20 protein-coding genes are annotated in these 21,087 nt (G+C 49.1%); 9 read left to right on the top strand and 11 right to left on the bottom strand.

All coding sequences use genetic code 11. The annotated features are described in order from the left end of the window. Nucleotides 1–136: 136 nt before the first annotated feature. From ACF8PK_RS18625 to ACF8PK_RS18615, 3 genes are all read right to left on the bottom strand, one after another. A complete protein-coding gene (locus tag ACF8PK_RS18625; RefSeq protein ID WP_392442976.1) occupies nt 137–991 on the bottom strand; it encodes a co-chaperone YbbN in 855 nt (284 codons plus the stop codon). 317 nt (nt 992–1,308) lie between these two features. Next, a complete protein-coding gene (locus ACF8PK_RS18620) occupies nt 1,309–2,136 on the bottom strand; it encodes an SDR family oxidoreductase (RefSeq protein WP_014205549.1) in 828 nt (275 codons plus the stop codon). A 21-nt stretch (nt 2,137–2,157) separates the two neighbouring features. Then, entirely contained in the window at nt 2,158–3,072 is a 915-nt protein-coding gene (locus ACF8PK_RS18615; protein ID WP_143679283.1) for a TIGR01777 family oxidoreductase, read from the bottom strand. 186 nt (nt 3,073–3,258) lie between these two features. Here ACF8PK_RS18615 and ACF8PK_RS18610 point away from each other — a divergent pair, with 186 nt between their 5' ends. Genes ACF8PK_RS18610 through yfcE form a run of 5 tightly spaced genes read left to right on the top strand, consistent with a single transcriptional unit; the run spans nt 3,259 to nt 6,125 of the window. Next, nucleotides 3,259–3,993 carry a DUF1538 domain-containing protein gene (locus ACF8PK_RS18610; protein ID WP_055467020.1) on the top strand — a complete coding sequence of 245 codons (735 nt, stop codon included), beginning with the start codon at nt 3,259–3,261 and terminating at the stop codon, nt 3,991–3,993. Next, nucleotides 3,990–4,784, top strand: coding sequence for a DUF1538 domain-containing protein (locus tag ACF8PK_RS18605; RefSeq protein ID WP_143679281.1), 795 nt, complete (start codon nt 3,990–3,992; stop codon nt 4,782–4,784). The genes ACF8PK_RS18610 and ACF8PK_RS18605 overlap by 4 nt, the downstream gene beginning before the upstream one ends. Next, complete coding sequence (locus ACF8PK_RS18600) at nt 4,774–5,124, top strand: P-II family nitrogen regulator (RefSeq protein WP_038151374.1); 351 nt, start codon at nt 4,774–4,776, stop codon at nt 5,122–5,124. The genes ACF8PK_RS18605 and ACF8PK_RS18600 overlap by 11 nt, the downstream gene beginning before the upstream one ends. Beyond that, complete coding sequence (locus tag ACF8PK_RS18595) at nt 5,121–5,528, top strand: CBS domain-containing protein (protein WP_004726681.1); 408 nt, start codon at nt 5,121–5,123, stop codon at nt 5,526–5,528. Before ACF8PK_RS18600 ends, ACF8PK_RS18595 begins: the two co-directional genes overlap by 4 nt. A gap of 45 nt (nt 5,529–5,573) precedes the next feature. Continuing rightward, on the top strand, nt 5,574–6,125 hold the full coding sequence (yfcE, locus tag ACF8PK_RS18590) for a phosphodiesterase (protein WP_004726680.1): 552 nt from the start codon (nt 5,574–5,576) through the stop codon (nt 6,123–6,125). Between the two features lie 67 nt (nt 6,126–6,192). Here the strand turns inward: yfcE and ACF8PK_RS18585 are convergent, their stop codons facing one another. The 3 genes from ACF8PK_RS18585 to ACF8PK_RS18575 all read right to left on the bottom strand — a co-directional run bounded on the left by ACF8PK_RS18585 (nt 6,193) and on the right by ACF8PK_RS18575 (nt 7,940). Beyond that, nucleotides 6,193–6,468 (bottom strand): SelT/SelW/SelH family protein, encoded by a 276-nt coding sequence (locus ACF8PK_RS18585; protein WP_055467022.1) that lies wholly within the window; start codon nt 6,466–6,468, stop codon nt 6,193–6,195. Between the two features lie 75 nt (nt 6,469–6,543). Then, a complete protein-coding gene (locus ACF8PK_RS18580) occupies nt 6,544–7,065 on the bottom strand; it encodes a regulatory protein ToxS (RefSeq protein WP_004726678.1) in 522 nt (173 codons plus the stop codon). A gap of 11 nt (nt 7,066–7,076) precedes the next feature. Then, nucleotides 7,077–7,940, bottom strand: coding sequence for a transcriptional regulator (locus ACF8PK_RS18575; protein WP_004726677.1), 864 nt, complete (start codon nt 7,938–7,940; stop codon nt 7,077–7,079). Nucleotides 7,941–8,219: 279 nt separating this feature from the next. Here ACF8PK_RS18575 and htpG point away from each other — a divergent pair, with 279 nt between their 5' ends. The 3 genes from htpG to hemH all read left to right on the top strand — a co-directional run bounded on the left by htpG (nt 8,220) and on the right by hemH (nt 12,246). Next, complete coding sequence (gene htpG, locus ACF8PK_RS18570; RefSeq protein ID WP_392442968.1) at nt 8,220–10,127, top strand: molecular chaperone HtpG; 1,908 nt, start codon at nt 8,220–8,222, stop codon at nt 10,125–10,127. A gap of 311 nt (nt 10,128–10,438) precedes the next feature. Next, nucleotides 10,439–11,083, top strand: coding sequence for an adenylate kinase (gene adk / locus ACF8PK_RS18565; protein WP_004726675.1), 645 nt, complete (start codon nt 10,439–10,441; stop codon nt 11,081–11,083). 200 nt (nt 11,084–11,283) lie between these two features. Continuing rightward, on the top strand, nt 11,284–12,246 hold the full coding sequence (hemH, locus tag ACF8PK_RS18560) for a ferrochelatase (RefSeq protein WP_392442965.1): 963 nt from the start codon (nt 11,284–11,286) through the stop codon (nt 12,244–12,246). Between the two features lie 78 nt (nt 12,247–12,324). Here hemH and dtpA read toward each other — a convergent pair whose 3' ends face one another. After that, a complete protein-coding gene (gene dtpA / locus ACF8PK_RS18555; RefSeq protein WP_392442963.1) occupies nt 12,325–13,812 on the bottom strand; it encodes a dipeptide/tripeptide permease DtpA in 1,488 nt (495 codons plus the stop codon). 401 nt (nt 13,813–14,213) lie between these two features. On the opposite strand from dtpA, the gene rfaH reads away from it, so the two are divergent. After that, on the top strand, nt 14,214–14,714 hold the full coding sequence (gene rfaH / locus ACF8PK_RS18550; RefSeq protein WP_392442961.1) for a transcription/translation regulatory transformer protein RfaH: 501 nt from the start codon (nt 14,214–14,216) through the stop codon (nt 14,712–14,714). 98 nt (nt 14,715–14,812) lie between these two features. On the opposite strand, the gene asnB is transcribed toward rfaH, so the two are convergent. From asnB to nagA, 4 genes are all read right to left on the bottom strand, one after another. Continuing rightward, the gene (asnB, locus tag ACF8PK_RS18545) at nt 14,813–16,477 is read right to left on the bottom strand and encodes an asparagine synthase B (protein ID WP_154180876.1); all 1,665 of its coding nucleotides are present in this window, start codon (nt 16,475–16,477) and stop codon (nt 14,813–14,815) included. Nucleotides 16,478–16,695: 218 nt separating this feature from the next. Then, entirely contained in the window at nt 16,696–18,282 is a 1,587-nt protein-coding gene (locus ACF8PK_RS18540) for a cation:proton antiporter family protein (RefSeq protein ID WP_143679275.1), read from the bottom strand. Between the two features lie 81 nt (nt 18,283–18,363). After that, nucleotides 18,364–19,578, bottom strand: a complete 1,215-nt coding sequence (locus tag ACF8PK_RS18535; protein ID WP_004726668.1) for an ROK family protein — start codon at nt 19,576–19,578, stop codon at nt 18,364–18,366. 2 nt (nt 19,579–19,580) lie between these two features. Then, complete coding sequence (nagA, locus tag ACF8PK_RS18530) at nt 19,581–20,717, bottom strand: N-acetylglucosamine-6-phosphate deacetylase (RefSeq protein ID WP_392442958.1); 1,137 nt, start codon at nt 20,715–20,717, stop codon at nt 19,581–19,583. Nucleotides 20,718–21,087: the final 370 nt, after the last annotated feature.

Here is a 21,087-nt window from a genome sequence, read left to right as displayed (position 1 = left end):
TCTGAGTGTTGATGAATGGCTAAAGTGTGAATGATAACCGCAAGACTCACAACGTATTGTGATGAATGATTGGAGTTGTCGCAAAAATAAGGCAGGAAATACCTGCCTTAAGAATATGATGTTTAAGATAAAATTATCAGTAGAGGAGTGAATACAATTGGCGGCGGTAGCGGCTCGCGATGCTGTTGCCTTGGCCAAGCGCATTGAGAATATCCATGAAGATTTTTTTCATGTCGCCATCGAGTGTATTCAGGTCGCGTTTAAGGAACGACCACAGCAGCTCCAGTGCTTCTTCATCGCGCTGGACTTGATGATATTGTGTGGCGAGTTCCACTGCCACTTTCGCGTCACTGCCGTTTTGGGCAAATGCGGTTTCTAAGGCTTGAATTTCAGGGCTGTCCGCCGCTTGTTCATGCAGTTCCAGTTTCGCCATCAGGCTCTTGTAGTAGCCATCTTGGTATTCCATTGGAATGGCAGACAGTTCCACTTTGGCGGCATCAAACTGCTGCGTGGCAAGGAAGCAATCGGCCAGCGCCAGTTTGGCATCCCCTTTTCGTTTCCACTCCTCACTGAGCGATAACAGCAGCGGCAAGGCTTCTGCGTGTTGCTGGTTTTGAACCAGCATTAAGGCGTGTTGCAATGTGCGCTCATCTTGACTGGGCAAATGACGATCCAGCATGGCCTGAATGGCAGCAATGGGTTGTGGGCCGCCCAAACCGTCGACCGGCTGACCGTTGATGAACAGGGCGATGGTGGGCAGTGCTTGAATACCAAATTGACCCGCAATGGCTTGTTCTTCTTGGCAATTCAATTGTGCCAACTGAAACGCCCCCTCATATTGCTGAGTGAGTTGTTGCAGTGCTGGGATCATTTGAGCACTTTCTTCACTCATGGGAGCCCAGAAATAGAACAGGATCGGTGTGGATGCCGAACGTTCAAGAACTTCGCGAAAGTTGTGTTGGGTGACGTCAGTCATATGAGGTGATTGCATGATGATTCCTTTTACGCTTGCGCTTTTCCTCATAAATGGGGGCATGATTTCAAAACACAAGGCGTGGACGCCCGTCAAAGCCAGAAAACCCAAAAGCCGCCTAGTGGCGGCTTTTGGGTGCTCCGAAGAGCCAGCAAGCAAAGATGCTATAAAAGGATCAAGAGCGTCAGCGTTACGCTAACACTGAGCCAATTCCATTGGTTTAATGTCATAACGGTGGTACCCAATGCAATGCCAAAGTCGTTCGTCGTGAATGGTTTCACTGTGAGTTGAAGCATGACATCGAATTGTTACGCATTAATGACAAGATTATAAATTTATGCTGCTTTGTTGAGCAGTTTGTCCAAGGTTCGACCCGGAAGGAGCCGCTTGAGCACCGCAAACACTTTGGTCGGCGTTGTGACGCGATAGCGTAGTCGAGGCCGTGGTGATTCCAGTGCATGCAGCAGGGGAGCGAGGCAGGCTTCTGCCGGTAACACAAATGCGTTACCGGATTTCTCGTTGCCCAATCGCGCCAGTTGCGCGCGATACTGCGCACTATGCACGGAATGTTCAATGGGGATCCAGCGCTGAAATGCAGCCAGCGCATTGGCGCGAAATCGTGTTTCGATGGGGCCGGGTTCAATCAAACTGATGTGTATGCCGCTGTCTTTGAGTTCGAGGCGCACGGTGTCCGTCCAACCTTCAAGCGCGAACTTGGATGCATTATACGCACCGCGGTATTTCATGGCAGCAAATCCTAAGATGGAACTGTTTTGGATGATGCGACCATGACCTTGCTGGCGAAAATGCGGCAAGAGGGCGGTTGTTAAGGTGTGCCAGCCAAAGAAGTTGGTTTCAAACTGCGCTCGTAATGCATCGGTGGGTAAATCTTCCAAGGCGCCCGGTTGCCCATAAGCGCCATTATTGAATACGGCGTAGAGTTGATGATGAGAGAGTTCTAGCGCCTGTTGAACACCTTCACGAATGCTGTGTTCATCGTTTAAATCGAGTTGAATGCACGTCAGCCCTTGCGCTTGAAGGCGAGCAACGTCTTCTGCTTTGCGGCAAGAGGCGATGACCTGATAGCCGCGTTGGTGCAACTCGGTGGCCGCCATATAACCAATGCCGGAAGAGCAGCCGGTGATCAAAATTGAGTGCGTCATCATATATCCAAGTGAACAGCGTTAAGCCTGATGTTGTAGTAAGTGCCGGAGGGCGGGTTCGATGCGTGAATAAGAGAATTGAAAACCCAATTCGGTCAGCTTTTTGGGTTTGGCGCGCATGCTGTCAAACAGCAGTTCACTGGCTTCCCCCATCAATAGCGTGATGGCCCACTTCGGCGTGGTCAATAGGTGTGGTTTTTTGAGCGTTGCCGCCAAGCTGCGGCTGAAAACTTGATTGGTCACGGGGTGCGGCGCACACAGATTAAATGGCCCTTGCGCATGTTCCGTTTCCAACACATAGACAATGCCTTTCACCATGTCGTTCATGTGTATCCAAGGCATGTATTGATCGCCGGTTCCGATAGGCCCCCCCAAACCTAGGCGGTAGGGCGGTAACATCTTTTTCAATGCGCCACCTTCTGGCGCAAGTACCACCCCTGTGCGCAATAAGCACACGCGCGTGCGATCGGATTGGGCTCGCAGGGCGATTTGCTCCCAAGTTTCACAGACGTGATGAGAAAATCGGCTCGATTTCACCTGCAAGCTTTCATCAAATGGGTGGTCTTGCTGATCGCCGTAATAACCGACCGCGGAACCGCTGATCAACACGTGAGGCGGTTTAGTGCTGGCGTGAATCAGTTCTACCAGTCGTTCGGTGAGGATCCAGCGGCTATCACAGATGCGTTGCTTTTGACGTGACGTCCAGCGTTTGTCGGCAATGGGTTCGCCCGCCAAGTTAATCACCGCATCATAAGGGTTGAGATCATGCAGATCATCCAGCGTGTCGATAAACGCCAACTTCTCATTGTGCACATGTGCCAGCGTTGCCTTGGCTTGAGCGCGATTGCGAGTCAAGACGACCAAATCATGCGTCATCAGTAACTTGATCAGCTCACGCCCGATAAAGCCAGTTCCACCCGTGATCAATATTTTCATGCCGCCTCCTTACTTGGCTTAAGTATAGCCGCCGTGGTCTGCCGTTCAGCTTAAGGGAATCTACGACAACTGCCAACATTCTGTTTTTTAACCTTTGATGACTTTTTGCCCACCTCGTAAACCACGTCACATCACGCCTGATTATCCTTTGCCATGATAAGTGTAAGGAAATGTATCGGAGCGACTATGACCGGAGCGTTAGCGTTACTCAAAGCGATGTTGAACAGTTTGCGCGATTTGATGCCGATCGTGTTGGTCATTGCATTCTTTCAGTTGTGTGTTCTGCAAGAACCTTTGCCCCATCTGCTGAACGTGTTGAGCGGATTAGTACTGGTGGTCTTGGGGTTGACGTTTTTTATTTTTGGTTTGGAAATGGGGCTGTTCCCGATTGGGGAATCCATGGCGCAGGCGTTTGCTCGCAAAGGCAGCCTGTTTTGGTTGTTGGTGTTTGCGTTTTGCCTCGGCTTTGGAACCACCATTGCCGAGCCTGCACTCACTGCTGTGGCAGAGGAAGCGGCCAATGTGGCGGCACAAGGCGGCATGATTGCCGATTCCCTCAACGCTCGGCACGATTATGCGCAGGGGTTACGCCTGACGGTGGCGTTGTCGGTCGGGTTCGCGATTGTCATTGGCGTGCTGCGCATTCTGCGCGGCTGGCCAATGCATTACATGATCGCGTTTGGGTACGTGGGCGTTGTGATCCTGACGGCGTTTGCGCCAGCTTCGATTATTGGCATCGCTTACGATTCGGGGGGCGTCACAACGTCCACCATCACCGTGCCATTGGTCACGGCTTTGGGGGTGGGGTTGGCCTCGTCGATTAAAGGGCGCAATCCGATGTTGGATGGGTTTGGCTTGATCGCCTTTGCTTCGTTGTTACCGATGATGTTTGTCATGGTCTTTGGCATGGTGGTGGCATGATCAGCGGCGTTGATTTTTTCAATACCCTCGTGTCGACGGTTCTGGATGTGTTTCCGATCGCTGTCATCATCTTCGGTTTTCAGTTCGCGGTATTGCGAAAACCGCTGACGCATCCCGTCAAGATCGTGATGGGGTTCGGGTATGTGATTCTGGGTTTATCGCTATTTCTACTTGGGTTGGAATTGGCGCTGTTTCCGCTGGGGAAAACCATGGCGCGTCAATTGACGGATCCGCAATTTTTAGCGGAATTTCGTTTGAGCGTCGGCCAAAGCCTCGAATGGATAGATTATTACTGGGTCTACTTGTTCGCGTTTCTGATCGGATTTAGCACCACGGTGGCAGAACCCTCCTTGATTGCGGTGGCGATCAAAGCCAATCAGGTGTCCGGGGGAAGTATTAGCGTGCATGGTCTGCGCATTGCGGTCGCCTTGGGCGTGGCTTGTGGCATCGCGTTGGGCAGTTATCGCATTGTGGTGGGTGACCCGATTCATTACTACATCATTGTTGGGTACGTGGTGGTGGTGATTCAAACATTCTACACGCCCAAATTCATTGTGCCGCTGGCCTATGATTCCGGCGGCGTCACCACATCCACCGTGACGGTGCCCATCGTTGCAGCGCTGGGGCTGGGTTTGGCCTCGACGGTACCGGGTCGAAATCCGATGATCGATGGCTTTGGTTTAATTGCCTTTGCCAGCTTGTTTCCCATGATGTCGGTCATGGGGTATGCACAAATCACTCACTGGCTGACTCAAAAAGCCAATCTGAAGGAGCAAGATGATGAGGTTTAAACTGATACTCGCGTTTGTGGAAGACAGCAAAACCGATCTCGTACTCGATGCCGCGCGTGATGCCGGGGCAACGGGCGCGACCGTGATCAACAATGCTCGTGGGGAAGGGTTGAATAAAAAACGCACGTTTTTCGGCTTGACACTCGATGTGCAAAAAGACGTGGTGTTGCTGATGGTGGAAGAGCATTTGTCTCGGCATATTTTAGAAACCATTTGTGAGGTGGGTGAATTTGATCAGGAATCCGGGCAGGGGATTGCGATTCAGATTGATATTGAAGATGCGGTAGGCGTGGCTCATCAAGTGGCGACGTTAACCAAAGTGGTGGAGGACAATCTATGAACCGAGATGACAAAATCCACGTGCGCGATGTGATGGCCAACACTTACGTCATGGTTGATGGGTTAACCACGGTGCATGAAGGCATTTGCTTGGCGAAAAAACACGACGTCAAAGCATTGATTGTGAACAAACGGCACGAGGACGATGAATTTGGCATCGTCCTCATGAATGACATCGCCAAAAAAGTACTGGCCAAGAACCGGTCGCCCAAACGCACCAACATCTACGAGATCATGACCAAGCCTGCATTGACCGTGTCGCCGGAGATGAATGTCAAATACTGTGCCCGCCTGTTTGAGCGTTTTGGCATCAGCCGCGCTCCGGTCATTGAAGCGGGCAACGTGATTGGCATGGTGAGCTACAACAACATCGTGATTAACGGCATGGCAAGAGATGACGATTAACGGCAGAAACCGTACAATCTGAGGGTTTAATTCAAGAGGTGTGCAATGGAATTATTTTTTGCTTCAGATTTACACGGTTCACTGCCAGCCACCGAACGCGTTTTGCAGGCGTATCAGCAATCGGGTGCTGAGACGCTGGTGTTACTTGGTGACATCTTGAATCATGGGCCGAGAAACCCGATTCCTGAAGGGTACAATCCGCCGGCGGTTGCGGCGCGACTCAATGAATTCGCCGATCGCATCATTGCGGTGCGAGGCAACTGTGACAGTGAAGTGGATCAGATGTTGTTGTCATTTCCGATGATGGCTGATTACGCTTGGGTGTTACTGGAATCCGGCCAACGCATGTTTCTGACGCATGGGCATCTGTATCATCAAAATCAGCAACCACCGCTGCGTGAAGGGGATGTGTTGGTCCATGGGCATACGCATATTCCGGTGGCGGAAAAACACACGCACAATTATCTATTTAATCCGGGCTCAGTGACGTTCCCGCGCGATGGATTTGTTGCCAGTTTTGGTCGTTTTCATCAAGGGAAACTTGAAGTCTGCAGTTTTGCTGGGGATGTGATTGCTGGCGTGGCGATCCACGAGTAACGTCGTGTTCGAGCATCGAAAAGAGACGCAAAAGGGCACTTGACGGTGCCCTTTTGTTTGGTCGTGATTAACGGTCGACATGACCCAGATCGCGCTCAGGGTCAATCAGATCACGCACGCGCTGTTTGAGTTCTTTGGCCTCCGGAAAACCGCCATCGTGTTTGCGTTCCCAAATTTGTATGCCATTGCACCAGATCTCAAAGCGTCCACCGGTGTCCGGGTGCAACGTGACGGTCTCGATCTCTTCGCTGAACGTATGCAGTAGTTCTTGCGTCAGCCAAGTTGAACGCAGCATCCAATTGCATTGACGACAGTAGTAGATGTCAATTTGCGCTTTTTCCATGGATTCATTTCCCTATGTTACGGTTTGGCTAAAGAAAGAGGCTGTCAGTTCATCGCGAGAACCAGACCCCTTTATTTAGCCATTTCCAAACAGGACTGTTGAACCGTGATTCAAACTGGTCAGCAGCAATGTCTTGTCGTTGACGATGTCGACACGGCGGCTCTGCTCGGAGTCCATCTTAAACAGTTGTGTAATCAAATCGAGCTGCTCTTGCGTAAAATCTTTGCTCTGCGCAGAAGAGACATCTTTAAATTCGGTTGGCGAGACCAGCAGGTAATTCGCACTCACGTCCCAGTCTCCAGACTCGGAAATGTTGATGACATTTTCGGGGACGGTTTTATCCACCGCGTACAGCTTGACGACGGAAACACGCAGGTAAGTGCCGTTGGGCAAATACTTGACGTTTGACGCCACATCAACACGGCGCAATGGGCCGACCGATTGGTTCTGATGTTTGCTTTCAATCAGCGTGACCATCTTGGATTGCCATTCTCGTGACGAGAGAACTTGTTCCAGTTTGATGTCGCTGCCCCAGTAGAACCAAGCGCTGAAGGCAACAGAAATGAGCAACAAAATGCTGGCAAATTTACGGGTCATGGTTGAGTTCCTCATTGACAGATCTTAGCGATGTCTTCTTGGTTAGCAAAGATTCTCAATGTGATGTTTTCACCCGAGAATTGAGGAGCATGAATGTAATTCAGCACCAATTGGGCGTTGTGGCCACCGGTGGCGATGACTTCCTTGGGAGCCAGTTCGCCCGTGTGCATTTCGCCATATTTCTTCACGCAGCTTTCAATGAGCGGCAACCAAGACGTTAAGTCTGGGTGATTAATGGGGGTGCTGACCACCACATTGTCAAAGACCGCCAGACGACGAAATGTCGATTGCGATGGCGTGGTAAACAAAATGACACAAATGGGGAGTATAACCGCAACCAGTAAAATCAATTTGGTGTACAAATCGAACTTGGTTTTGGGAGCCTCCGGTGTTGCTTCTGGCGCTGCGACGGTCGCGGTCGGTTGAATGATGAAATCCGACATCATGGCGCTTTGGTCTCCTGACGGGGTAGTTACCGTGTTTGCGTCCGCCAGCTGTGGTTCGAGATCAGCGTCTTTGCTGATGTCCGGCTGTACAACTTCCACTTTGGCGATCAATTGATAGCCGCGTTTTGGCACCGTTTTCACGAACTGAGGCGACTTGGTGGAATCTTTTAGCATTTTACGCAGGGTGGAAATGGCTTGAGTGAGGCTGGAATCATCCACTTCAAAGCCTTGTTCACGCCACACGAAATCGTGAAGTTCATTGCGAGTAATGACTTCATTTGGACGTTGAGAAAGCATTAATAGAATGCGGCTTTCATTACTTCCAAGACGAACGTTCTCGTTATCAGCGTCTTTGTCTACTAGCGAATTGCTCGTTGGGTCGAAAGTAAATCTATCAGCAAGAATAAACTTTGTGCCTGTGTTACTCATCGATATCTTCTTTTTTAATTAGTATTAGCGCTTGGACTATCAACTACCCAGATTATCTTCCTTGTTGACAAATTAAAAAACGATTCGAACTGACGGGCTTTTATCTTCCTTGATAAAAATACGGATAGAGGATAATCAAAAAAAACACAAAAAACAGTGTTTTTATGGTTTTTGACCTTGAATTTACATTCATGAACCTCATGTTAATACCAAATCGATATTCCTCAAACCCCTTTTGTTGTTTGACATGGGGAACTGAATTGATGTTATGGAGCTAATATGAGCGAAACTGCAATGACAAACAAAGAAACGCGTGGTTTTCAATCTGAAGTTAAGCAACTACTTCATCTGATGATTCACTCGCTGTATTCCAACAAAGAAATCTTTCTGCGCGAGTTGATATCTAACGCCTCAGACGCGGCGGACAAGCTGCGTTTTCAAGCGTTGTCGGCCCCTGAATTGTATGACGGTGATGCCGATTTGGGCGTGAAACTGTCGTTTGATGCCGAAGCCAACACCCTCACCATTTCTGACAACGGTATCGGAATGAGCCGAGACGATGTTATTGAGCATCTGGGGACGATTGCGAAGTCGGGGACGGCTGAATTTTTCTCAAAATTGTCCGAAGAACAGTCTAAAGATTCGCAACTGATTGGTCAGTTCGGGGTGGGTTTCTACTCGGCATTCATCGTGGCGGATGCCGTCACCGTGCGCACGCGTGCCGCAGGTTTAGCAACCGATGAAGCCGTGCAATGGTTCTCTCAAGGTGAAGGGGAGTACACGATTGAGACCATTTCTAAGGCATCACGCGGGACCGATATCATTTTGCACCTGCGTGAAGAAGGCAAAGAATTCCTGTCCGAATGGCGTTTACGTGATGTGATTTCAAAGTACTCCGATCACATCGGGATCCCGGTTTACATTCAATCCAACGTATTGGATGACGAAGGGAAAGAGACCGGTGAGACCCGATGGGAGCAGATCAACAAAGCACAGGCATTGTGGACGCGTTCGAAATCTGACATCACCGATGAAGAGTACCAAGAGTTCTACAAACACGTGTCGCATGACTTTGCAGAGCCACTGGCGTGGAGCCACAACAAAGTTGAAGGTAAAAACGATTACACCAGCTTGTTGTACATTCCAGCCAAAGCGCCGTGGGACATGTACAACCGCGATCATAAACATGGTTTGAAACTGTATGTGCAACGTGTGTTCATCATGGATGACGCGGAACAGTTTATGCCGTCTTACCTGCGTTTCGTGCGTGGCTTGATCGATTCGAACGATTTGCCGCTCAACGTGTCACGTGAAATTCTGCAAGACAACAAGATCACGCAATCGCTGCGCAATGCGTGCACCAAGCGCGTATTGACCATGCTTGAACGCATGGCCTCGAACGATGCCGAGAAATATCTGGGCTTTTGGAAAGAGTTCGGCATGGTGCTAAAAGAAGGCCCGGCGGAAGATTTTGCCAATCGTGAGAAAGTCGCAGGTTTGCTGCGTTTTGCGTCAACCCACAACGATGCTGCCGAACAAAATGTGAGCTTGAGTGCGTATATTGAGCGCATGAAAGAAGACCAAGAGAAAATTTACTATCTCACTGCCGACAGCTACAACGCGGCGAAAAACAGCCCGCACTTGGAGCAGTTTAAAGCCAAAGGCATTGAAGTGATCCTGATGTACGATCGCATTGATGAGTGGTTGATGAACTACCTGACCGAGTTTGATGGCAAACAGTTCCAGTCCATCACCAAAGCGGGCTTGGATCTGAGCAAGTTTGAAGACGAAGCGGAAAAAGAGAAACACAAAGAAACCGAACAGGAATTTGAATCCGTTGTTGAACGCGTGAAAGAGTATCTCGGCGAGCGGGTTAAAGATGTGCGCACCACATTCAAGTTGGCTTCAACGCCGGCCGTTGTGGTCACCGATGATTTTGAAATGGGGACGCAAATGGCCAAACTGCTGGCGGCAGCGGGTCAGGCGGTACCGGAAGTGAAGTACATTCTGGAAATTAACCCAGAACACGCGATGGTCAAACACATGGCTGATGAGCCGGATCAAGCGGCGTTTGGTCGTTGGGTTGAAGTTTTACTCGGTCAGGCAATGTTGGCGGAACGCGGCTCGATGGAAGATCCATCGCAGTTTGTTACTGCCATCAACCAGCTTTTGACGAAGGTGGAATAACACGATGAAAAAGCTCGCATCATGCGAGCTTTTTTCTTGGGCTTTGTTTTGCACGATGTGAACTGACGCGTTCTTTCGTGCAAATGCTGAGAAATTTCGCTCAGGTGGGCATTCTTTAGTCTTAGTTTCGTCGGAACGGCGATTTTCTATGATAGAATCGCAAACTTGAATGTCACTACCAACCCGTGTATTTTTGCACGCCAGTTTGCCGGCGCAAACTGTATTGGTCTCCTTATACCGAAACTTACCGTCTCGAAGCAGAGGGAAACTGTGAGCTTCGGTATAAATATCATTTCTAAAGAGGATTAAACATGCGCATCATTCTTCTAGGTGCTCCAGGTGCAGGTAAAGGCACACAAGCTCAATTCATCATGGAGAAATACGGTATTCCGCAAATCTCTACTGGTGACATGCTGCGTGCGGCGATCAAAGCGGGTACAGAACTAGGCAAACAAGCTAAAGCTGTTATCGACGCGGGTCAGCTTGTTTCAGATGAAATCATTCTGGGCCTGATCAAAGAGCGTATTGCTGAAGAAGATTGCAAACAGGGTTTCCTATTGGATGGTTTCCCTCGCACAATCCCACAAGCGGATGGCCTGAAAGAAATGGGTGTCAACGTGGACTACGTGATCGAATTCGATGTGGCTGACGATGTGATCGTTGAGCGCATGGCTGGCCGTCGTGCTCACCTAGCTTCAGGTCGTACTTACCACGTGGTTTACAACCCGCCAAAAGTGGAAGGTAAAGACGATATCACGGGTGAAGACCTTGTGGTTCGTGATGACGACAAAGAAGAAACAGTTCGTGCTCGTCTGGACGTTTACCACACTCAAACTGCACCGCTGATCGAATACTACGGTAAAGAAGCGGCAGCAGGTCACACGACTTACCTGAAATTTGACGGCACCAAACAGGTGGCTGAAGTGAGTGCTGATATCGAGAAGGCATTAGCATAATAGACAATACCTATTATCAAAATTTTCAATAATTTTGTTATAGTGAAGCGACCGTAAGGTCGCTTTTTTTATGAACTTTTTTCGTGATGTTCGCGTAAAAGAACCATCCTTTGATGATGAGGTGACGCGCGGCCTGAGTCAGCCGCGCGCCTCTTTGCTGCATGCTCTCGCAGCCGATGACAACAATCCGACAGGAAACTATGCAAAAAAACAAAAAATACGGTGTCTTGTTAGCCAACCTCGGCACCCCAGACGCGCCGACGGCGCCAGCGGTTAAACGCTTTCTTGGTGAATTTCTTCACGACCCGCGTGTGGTCGACATGAGCCGTTGGTTATGGTGTCCAATTCTGCATGGCATCATTCTGCCCATTCGTTCGCCCAAAGTCGCCAAACTGTACCAAAGCATTTGGATGGATGAGGGATCGCCGTTGATGGTTTATTCCAAACGGCAACAGGCCGGATTGGCGCAACTGCTCAATCAGCCGGTTGAATTGGGGATGACTTATGGTGAGCCGAGCCTGCAACAGGGCATTGAACGGCTGCAACAACAGGGCGTGGAATCGATCATTGTATTACCGCTCTATCCGCAGTATTCCGGCACCACGACCGCGGCGGTGTTTGATGGTTTGGCCAAAGCAATGAAGCGCGTTGCTTTGGTGCCTGAATTGCATTTTGTGCGTGATTACCATAATCATCCACTGTACATCCAAGCGTTGGCAGAAAAAGTTCGTCATTCATGGCAGCAAAACGGGCAGGGCGACTTGTTAGTGTGTTCTTATCACGGCATTCCCCAACGTTACGCTGAGAATGGCGATGTGTATCCGCAGCACTGTGCAGAGACCACACGCCTGCTGGCCGCAGAGTTGGGGCTGAGTGACGAACAGTTGATGATGACCTATCAATCTCAATTTGGGAAAGAAGAGTGGTTACAGCCGTACACAGACAAAACCATGGCGGCCTTACCGGCGAAAGGGATCAAAAAACTCGATATTCTCTGCCCGGCATTCTCTGTCGATTGTTTAGAAACGCTCGAGGAAATTTCGGAACAAAATCAGGAGATCTTCCTGCATGCTGGGGGGGAAGCGTTTCATTACATCGAATGCCTGAACGACTCTGCAAGCCACATTCAGATGATGGCGGCGCTGGTGGAAGAGATGCTTTAGCATCGCATCACGCGGTTCTCGACCCATAAAAAAAGCCTCAGCGATTGCTGAGGCTTTTTCGTCATGTCTTATTGCCAATTACGCTTGCGCTGTTTCCAGTACCGCGTCACTGTTTTCACCGCGACAAATCTTGGTCAGTTTTGGCGCAATGATGAAGGTCAGCACGGTAATGATCGCTGTTGCGTAACCAATCTTACCAAACACGTCACTGTAAATGGCCAGTGACTCTGTTGATGAAGCAATGTGTGACGGTACGGACGTCAAACTTGCAACCCAGCCTGCGATAACCGCTGCAGTGGCTGAAGTCAGGAACCACATCCCCATCGCGAAGCCCATCATGCGTTGTGGAACCAGTTGAGCAACCATGGCTAGGCCCAAACCAGAAACCAGCAGCTCGCCGATAGATTGGAAAGCGTAGCACAGGATCAGCCAGTTTGAACTGATGATGCCTTCGGCATTGGCAAAGTTAGCGCCCCAAGACAGAATCAGGAATGACAGCGCACACAGGCCCATACCGATGGCGAACTTGAACGGCATTGCTAGGCGTTCGCCCAATCGGCCGTACACCATCGCCAATACTGGGCTGGCCAGCATGATCCAGAATGGGTTCAACGCTTGGAACTGCTCAGGTTCGACGTTGATGCTGAAAATGTCATGGCTCACGTTGTGAATCGCAAAGAAGTTCAGTGAGGTTGGCATTTGGAAGTACAGGACGAAGAACACAATCCCTTGCAGCATCAGGATAAAGGCCACCAACATCTTCTGACGTTCGATGCCGCTAATCGAGAACGCTTCTTTAAAGTAGAAGCTCACAATGATAAGACCTGCCACAACCAGAATGGCGTGTGCCAGCATCAAGTTTTGTAGTAGGTAGCTGCAGACAAAGCTTACAATCACGGAACCCACTGCAACCGCCAGCAGGTAACCTTTGTTGACTGGTTTCAGGTCAGCCGGTGAGCCGACATTTTTTAACATGCGTTGGCAGATCATGAAGTTCACCACAGTAATGGCGAGACCAATCGCACTGACGCCAAACGCCAAACCGTAACCCGCACGCTCAGCCACAATCGGGGTGATGATCATCGAGAAGAATGAGCCGAGGTTGACGGCCATGTAGTACATGGTGAAGGCACCATCAAGGCGAGGGTCGTTCTCAGGGTAAACTTTAGCCAGTAAGCTCGATGGGTTTGCTTTAAATAAGCCGTTACCCACGGTGATAAAGCCCATTGCGACATAAATCAGCGTTTTTCCGCCCAGATGCGCCCCAGAGGTGGAAATGCCCAGTAGCACGTAGCCAACCATCAGGATAATGGCGCCTAAGGTAATGGCACGCTTGGTCCCAATGACTTTGTCACCAATCCAGCCGCCTGCTGCAACGAAGCCATACACAAGCGCAGAAAAAGCACCAAACAGCACAAACGATGACGATTCATCCATTCCCAAGATTTTTACGAGGTAAACGGTCAGAATGGCTTGCATCCCGTAAAAACCGAAACGTTCCCAGAATTCGATAGAGAAAATCAGATAGAATGATTTAGGTTGCTTGAATATATTCAAGTCTGACATAAAGAGCTTCCTGTAATCTAACCCGTGTCGGCGTGACGTTCGGATCTGTTGACCGCGATTGAATACGATGTGCCTGACGAGGCCGGGTTGTATGTTATAAATTCTCGTTAAGAGTATTATTTTGGTTAATGCAATGCATTAAGGTTTTTTATTCGGCAGTTACGTATACATCCAAGGTGATAAGCCTGCAATAGGACGATTTGGTTGTTTATTAAACTTGTTGCTATAACTGATTGAAAAACAAGGCATTGACCAAGTGAAAGTGCGTTAATTGTTTGTGAAATCTAATTTTTCATAATTGGTTACAATTTGCATTATGCATGTTACAGATCTCAAAGTGGATTTTATGCAGCTCATTTTGCCCAAGAATGGCTGCTGGATTAGAAAAGAGTTGATGGAAAATGAAACGTTGGTATTTGCTGTATTGTAAACGAGGAGAACAACGCAGAGCGAAAGCACACCTTGAAAATCAAGGGGTTGAATGCTTTTATCCTGAAGTTGAGGTGGAAAAGATATTGCGCGGAAAACGCCAAATGGTCAAAGAACCGTTGTTTCCCTCTTATATGTTTGTGCGTTTTGATTTTAATCAGGGGCCGACTTTTACTACGGTGCGCTCGACACGAGGTGTGACCGACTTCATCCGTTTTGGTGCCGAGCCGAAGGAGTTGCAAGGGGATTTGATTTACGAGCTGAAACAGCTCAGTACACATCTTGATGACGTCTCTGATGCGAAAATGCCGGTTCGCGGCCAGGAAGTCGAAGTCAAGAGTGGTCAGTTTTGTGGTTTGAAGGCTATTTATCAACAGCCTGATGGCGAAACGCGTTCGATTATGCTGGTGAAAATGCTCAGCCAATCTGTTCCGATGAGTATTGAGAATAAGCACTTGGATCTCAATGATTGAAACGTAGGCTCAGTGAGCTTCCTGCGCACGATCATGGCAGATGAAAAATATGAAAAAAGGCGCTTGATGCGCCTTTTTCGTGATGGTTTTGTGTTCAGTTAGTAAGCTTCGTTGTGAACCGCTTTGACTGCGCGGCCTGATGGGTCGATGCAGTTTTTGAATGATTCATCCCACTCAATGGCTTTTGCGGACGAACAAGCCACTGAAGGGCCGCCAGGTACACAGCGCGCTGCAGATTCCAGCGGGAATAGTTCTTCAAAAATCTCACGGTACACGTAACCTTCTTTGGTGGTTGGCGTGTTGTAAGGGAAACGGAATTTCGCCGTTTCCATTTGTTGGTCAGTGACTTTCGCTTCTGCGGTTGCTTTTAGTGTGTCAATCCAGTTGTAGCCAACGCCGTCAGAGAACTGCTCTTTTTGACGCCATGCGATGGAGTCTGGCAGGTAGTGTTGGAAGCATTCACGCAGCACGTGTTTTTCCATCTTCCCGTTACCGCACATTTTGTCTGCTGGGTTGAGACGCATTGCGACATCAATGAACTCTTTGTCTAGGAATGGGACGCGGCCTTCAACGCCCCAAGCTGCGAGAGATTTGTTCGCACGAGCACAGTCGAACATGTTCAAAGCCAACAGTTTACGTACTGTCTCTTCGTGGAACTCTTTTGCGTTTGGTGCTTTGTGGAAGTACAGGTAACCCCCGAAGATTTCATCCGCGCCTTCGCCAGAGAGAACCATTTTGATCCCCATCGCTTTGATCTTACGCCCCATCAGGAACATCGGCGTCGATGCGCGAATCGTGGTCACGTCGTACGTTTCGATGTGGTAAATCACGTCGCGAATCGCATCCAGACCTTCTTGCACGGTGTAGGTCATCTCGTGGTGAACTGTGCCCAGTTTGTCTGCGACTTCACGTGCCGCTTTCAGATCGGGTGCGCCTTCTAAGCCAATGGCAAACGAGTGCAATTGTGGCCACCAGGCCGCTGATTTCTCGTCATCTTCAATACGCATCGCCGCAAAGCGTTTTGCAATCGCAGAGGTAATGGATGAGTCCAAGCCACCTGACAACAAAACACCGTAAGGTACGTCGGTCATCAATTGACGCTTCACCGCATCTTCCAATGCTTTGGTCAGTTCTTCTTTGCTGGTGACGTTGTCTTTCACCGCATCGAATTCGTACCAATCACGGGTGTAGTAACGCGTTGGTTCTGCATCTTTCGAACTGAATGAACAACCTGGAGGAAATTCGCTGATGGTTTTACAAACCGGAACCAGTGCTTTCATCTCGGATGCGACGTAGTAGTTGCCGTGCTCGTCGTGGCCTTGGTACAGCGGAATAATCCCAATGTGGTCGCGGCCGATCAGATACTCGTCTTTCTCTTCATCGTAGAGAACGAAAGCGAAAATACCGTTCAACTCTTCTAAAAGGTCAGCACCTTTATCTTGATACAGGGCCAGAATCACTTCACAGTCTGAATCGGTTTGGAACTCGTATTTGCCCGCGTAACGTGCACGAATCTCTTTGTGGTTGTAAATCTCGCCATTCACAGCAAGGATGAGTTTTCTATCTGGGCTGTACAGAGGCTGCGCGCCGCTATTCAGGCCTACGATAGCCAGACGTTCGTGAGCAAGAATCGCGCGGTCTGATGTGTAGATACCTGACCAGTCCGGGCCACGGTGACGAAGTTTTTTAGACATTTCCAAAGCCACAGGGCGAAGTGCGGCGGCGTCACTTTTAATGTCTAAAATGCCAAAGATAGAACACATACAACTTTCCTTAATTAGACGAGTTTTAATCAGATGACTCCAATTTGCCATTTTGATTAAAAAAGGCAACCCATAACTATTAAAAAATTTAAAGAAATCGTTATGTGTTAAATATTATTTAAAAATAACTACAAATGAGTGAATGTTTTCTAGTTTCTGGCGTAAATATAAGCGAAAGACAAAGAAGAACAGGGGCCGAAGCCCCTGTTTGTGTTTGATTAATAGCGAATAAAGGTGGGTTTGAGCTGTTCACAGACGTGGCGTGCAAAGCCCGTGCCCGCCTCACTATAAATGTTGAACGCGGCATGAGCGCCTTCTTCAATTAAGTTGTCCATTTGATCTGGATATTCAGCAATGGCTGCAATTTGGCCTTTAAACTGGCGCTTTTTCACCAAGGACAAGGCGATCTGGTTGGCTTGGTGGTGCGGCATGGCGAGCAGAATCATTTTGACCTGTCCGGTATCTAAAATGCGTTCCCAGAAATCTGGATCTGTGGCATCGCCGCTGATCACGTTGCGGCCTTCATCGCGATGGCCGCTGGCAGCCTCTTCTCGCAGTTCAATGCCAAGACAAATATGACCATAGCGATGACGTAGTTCTTCATAGGCGCCCGTCCCGATACGCCCCATGCCTAAAATCAACACTTGGGCGTTGCCTGGATTGATCAGTTTGTCGCGCTGATTGAGTTCTTCCGGCAGCTGTTCTTGGAACCATTGAGAGGAGTGCTGATAAATCGCGTGGCCTTTACGGCCCAGCGGGGCGGCCAAAATAAACGACAGGGGTACGGAAATCGCCAAAGCAACCAATATGTCTCCGGGGATCCAACCCATCTTAAATGCCAGCCCACCGACGATGAGGCCAAATTCGCTGAAGTTAAACAGTGACAGAGATGCAAGTAGCGAGGTGCGTACGCGAAAATGGAATTTGTTGATCACCCAGAAATAGATCGCGCCCTTGATGGGGAGCAAAATCAGCAGCAACAGCGCCAGCATGAACCCAGTTGCGGTCGGCTCTTCGGACAGGCCAATATTGAGGAAAAAGCACACCAGAAAGAGTTCTTTGAGATTGAAGAGTGCTTTTGATAGCTCAGAAGACTTGCGATGCTTCGCCAGCATCATGCCAAGGATCAAGGCGCCTAGATCTGGTTTCATTCCGACCAGTTCAAAGGAGCCTGCGCCGACGACCAACGCGAGGAAAATGCCAAACAGAATCAGCATTTCGCCATGGCCAACCCAATCAAGCAATTCAAACAACAGTGGGCGCAAAAATGGCAGGATAAACAAGCCAATCGCGTACCATTCAGGAAGCTTGCCAGTTGAAGCGGTTAAGAAAACCACCGCAAAGATGTCCTGCATCACCAAAATACCGATGGCCAACGTGCCGTAGGTGGAGTTCATTTCACCCTTTTCTTGCAATGACTTCACGGCAAACACGGTACTGGAGAAGGAGAGCGCAAACCCCAGGAGCAATAAACTGCTTAATGGTACGGATGCCAAGCTATCCAAGCCCAGGAACTTGAAGGCGAGTAACGCCAGCGTAAAGATAGCGGTTGAGACGATGTTGTGCAGGGTGGCGCCAGCCCAAATCTCTTTCTCAAGCAGAGTTTTTACATCCAATTTCAGGCCGATGGTAAACAGCATCAGGGTGACGCCGAGATCGGCCAGCAGGGCGATGGTCTCGTTGGATTCGAAGCCATACAGGTTTAGTCCAAAACCTGCGATGAGGAAACCGACGAGGGGTGGGAGGTGGCATTTCAGCGCCACAAAGCCGACGATGAACGCTGCAGAGATAAGAATCAAATCCATAATATTTCTTATAATTGATGTAATAAAAAAGGGCCGTATCATCAGTGAGATACGGCCCAATATTATAGAACATTCGCTTGGTTAATCTTCAAGCAATTTTTGCAACAGTACGCCATTTAGCATCGCCCGCTTGATCATCGCAAACGCACCAAGGGTCGGTTGCTTGTCGATTTGAGAGGTCACAATAGGCAATTGACGATGGAATGTTTTGAGCGATTGGTTTTCCACGTTACGCAAAATTGCCGGGAAAATGATGTCTGGTGATTCGGTGACTTCACCAGCAATCACGACTTTCTGTGGGTTAAACAGGTTAATGGTGATGGCAATGGCTTTACCGAGTTGGTTGCCCACACGCACTAAGGCTTGTTTCGCCAGCTCATCGCCGGCATTGGCGTGCTGGCAAATGTCGTCGATGGTGATGGTCTTTAAATCAGCAAGGCTGGATTCATATCCTTGGGCGATCAGCTTTTTGACGCGCGCAACGATGGCGGGGTTGGTAGCGACTGTTTCTAAACAGCCAAAGTTACCGCATTGACATTGTTCGCCCAGTGGATCGATTTGAATGTGGCCGATTTCACCAACGTTGCGGTTGGAGCCGAGAAACACTTGGCCATTGACGATGATCCCAGCCCCCGTCCCGCGGTGGACGCTGACCAAAATGGAGTCTTGGCAGTCTTGGCTAGCGCCAAAATAGTGTTCAGCGAGTGCCATGCCGCGCACGTCGTTGCCGACGAAACATTCTACATGGAAGTGATCGCGAATGATGTCACCCAGTGCCAAGGCATCGACGTCGACGTTTGGAATGTATTCCACCACGCCATTTTCTGGGTTGACCAGACCGGGCAGCGCAACACCAATGGCGATCAGTTGATCGATCAGTTGGCTTTGCTGCTCAATGAAATCTTTTAGGTGAGTGACCAGCCCTTCAATCAGTTGCGGCTGGTGGGTGTAATGAAATTCGTGTGACGCTGAAGCCAGCTCTTTGCCACCCAAATTGTAGAGGCTGAGCTGAATGTAATCGCGCCCTAAACGTACGGCGACGGAGTGAAAGGGTTCCACTTCCGTCGTCAGGGAGATCGCACGGCGTCCTCCCGTAGAAGCTTGTTGCGCGACCTCTTTAATGAGGCCGCGTTCCAGAAGTTGGCGGGTAATTTTGGTCACGCTGGCTGGCGCAAGCTGACTCACATCGGCAACTTGGATTCGAGAAATTGGCCCTTGTTGGTCAATTAATCGATAAACCGCTGCGCTATTTAGCTGTTTAACTAGATCTACGTTACCTATTTGTCCGCCATTCATTCTTACTTTTGCTCGTATTGTCCGTTAACCACAGTCGCTTTCACGTTGAAGTCACGGTCAAAAACAGTCAGGTTGGCGACCATGCCTTGTTTGACACGACCGAGTTTGTGATCAACCCCAATTGCTTTCGCTGGATACAGAGTAGCCATCCGTAGAGCTTCATCTAAAGCGATGCCGACATGCTCAACCGTGTTTTGAACTGCTTCAATCATGGTAAGGGCTGAGCCGCCAAGTGTGCCATTTTCGTCGACACATTTGCCATCTCGGTAATATACTTTCTTACCGACAAAAATAAAGTAATCCATTTCAGCACCTGCAGGAGCTGTGGCATCGGTCACTAATACGAGCTTTTCACCCTTAATTTTGTGCGCGATTCGAATGTTGGCGTAATCCACGTGGAAGCCATCAGCAATCACACCGGTGTAGACATCTTGTGTATCGTAAATAGCACCCACGACGCCCGGCTCACGGCCAACCATTGGGGTCATTGCGTTGAAGAGATGCGTTGCGAAGGTGATGCCCGCTTCGAAACCTTGACGCGCTTCGGCGTAGGTCGCATTAGTGTGGCCGATCGAGACAATGATGCCAGCCTTCGCCAATTTCGCGATGTGTTCTGCTTTGTTGTTCTCTGGTGCCAGTGTCACTTTGGTGACCACATCACTGTTGTCACAAATGAAATCGATCATGGCATCGTCAGAAGTGCGGATGAAGTCGACACAATGGATGCCCTTTTTCATCACGTTCAGATAAGGACCTTCCAGGTGCAGACCCAAGGATTGGTTGTTGTATTTTTGCTGATATTCACGTTGGGCAGCGATCGCTTGACGCATGTTTTCGTCAGATGAGGTGATCAGCGTTGGAAGGAAGCTGGTGCAGCCTGATTTAAGGTTCGCTTCATGCATGATTTGAATCGTGTCTGCGGTAATTTCATCATTAAACATGACGCCACCACAACCATTCAATTGCACGTCGATAAAACCTGGGCTCACGTTCGCGCCATTCAGGTCAACGGTTTTCACATTTTCCGGCAGTTGCTCGACGGGGCACACAGCTTGAATCAAGTCGCTATCCACAATGACAGCATGTCCACTTAACACGTCGTTACCTGTGTAGATTTTGCAGTTAGTTAGCGCGTACATATCAGCGAATCCTTATCTATCGAGATTTTATCAATTTACTTGGCGACGGTTTGGCAGCGAAGCAGTGATTGGGCAGAACTTACTTTGCTGACTTCAATTAGGTCGCGAATTATCTTTCGGGCCAACGTCCACAAATGTCGTGGCTAAAAATAAGTGTTAAACAGCATTATTACTCAATGGCTTTCAACTGCGAGCACGTTCAAAATGACAACTGAGCATCGATTGAGCGTTTCGATCTTTAGAGTAACAATGCTGAAGATAGTATCGTTAAATTTTCGTTTTTTTATATTGTAAAATAAGTTTTATGATCTCGCTAGCAAAATAGTCGTTTTTTGGCCGTTTCTGGTGATTATGATCACAATTGATAAGC

The organism is Vibrio sp. CJQ_6 (genome assembly GCF_043106745.1).
Lineage (GTDB): Bacteria > Pseudomonadota > Gammaproteobacteria > Enterobacterales > Vibrionaceae > Vibrio > Vibrio furnissii.
The sequence above is the reverse complement of the archived record's forward strand: the minus strand, read 5'-3'. Positions and strand labels throughout refer to the sequence as shown.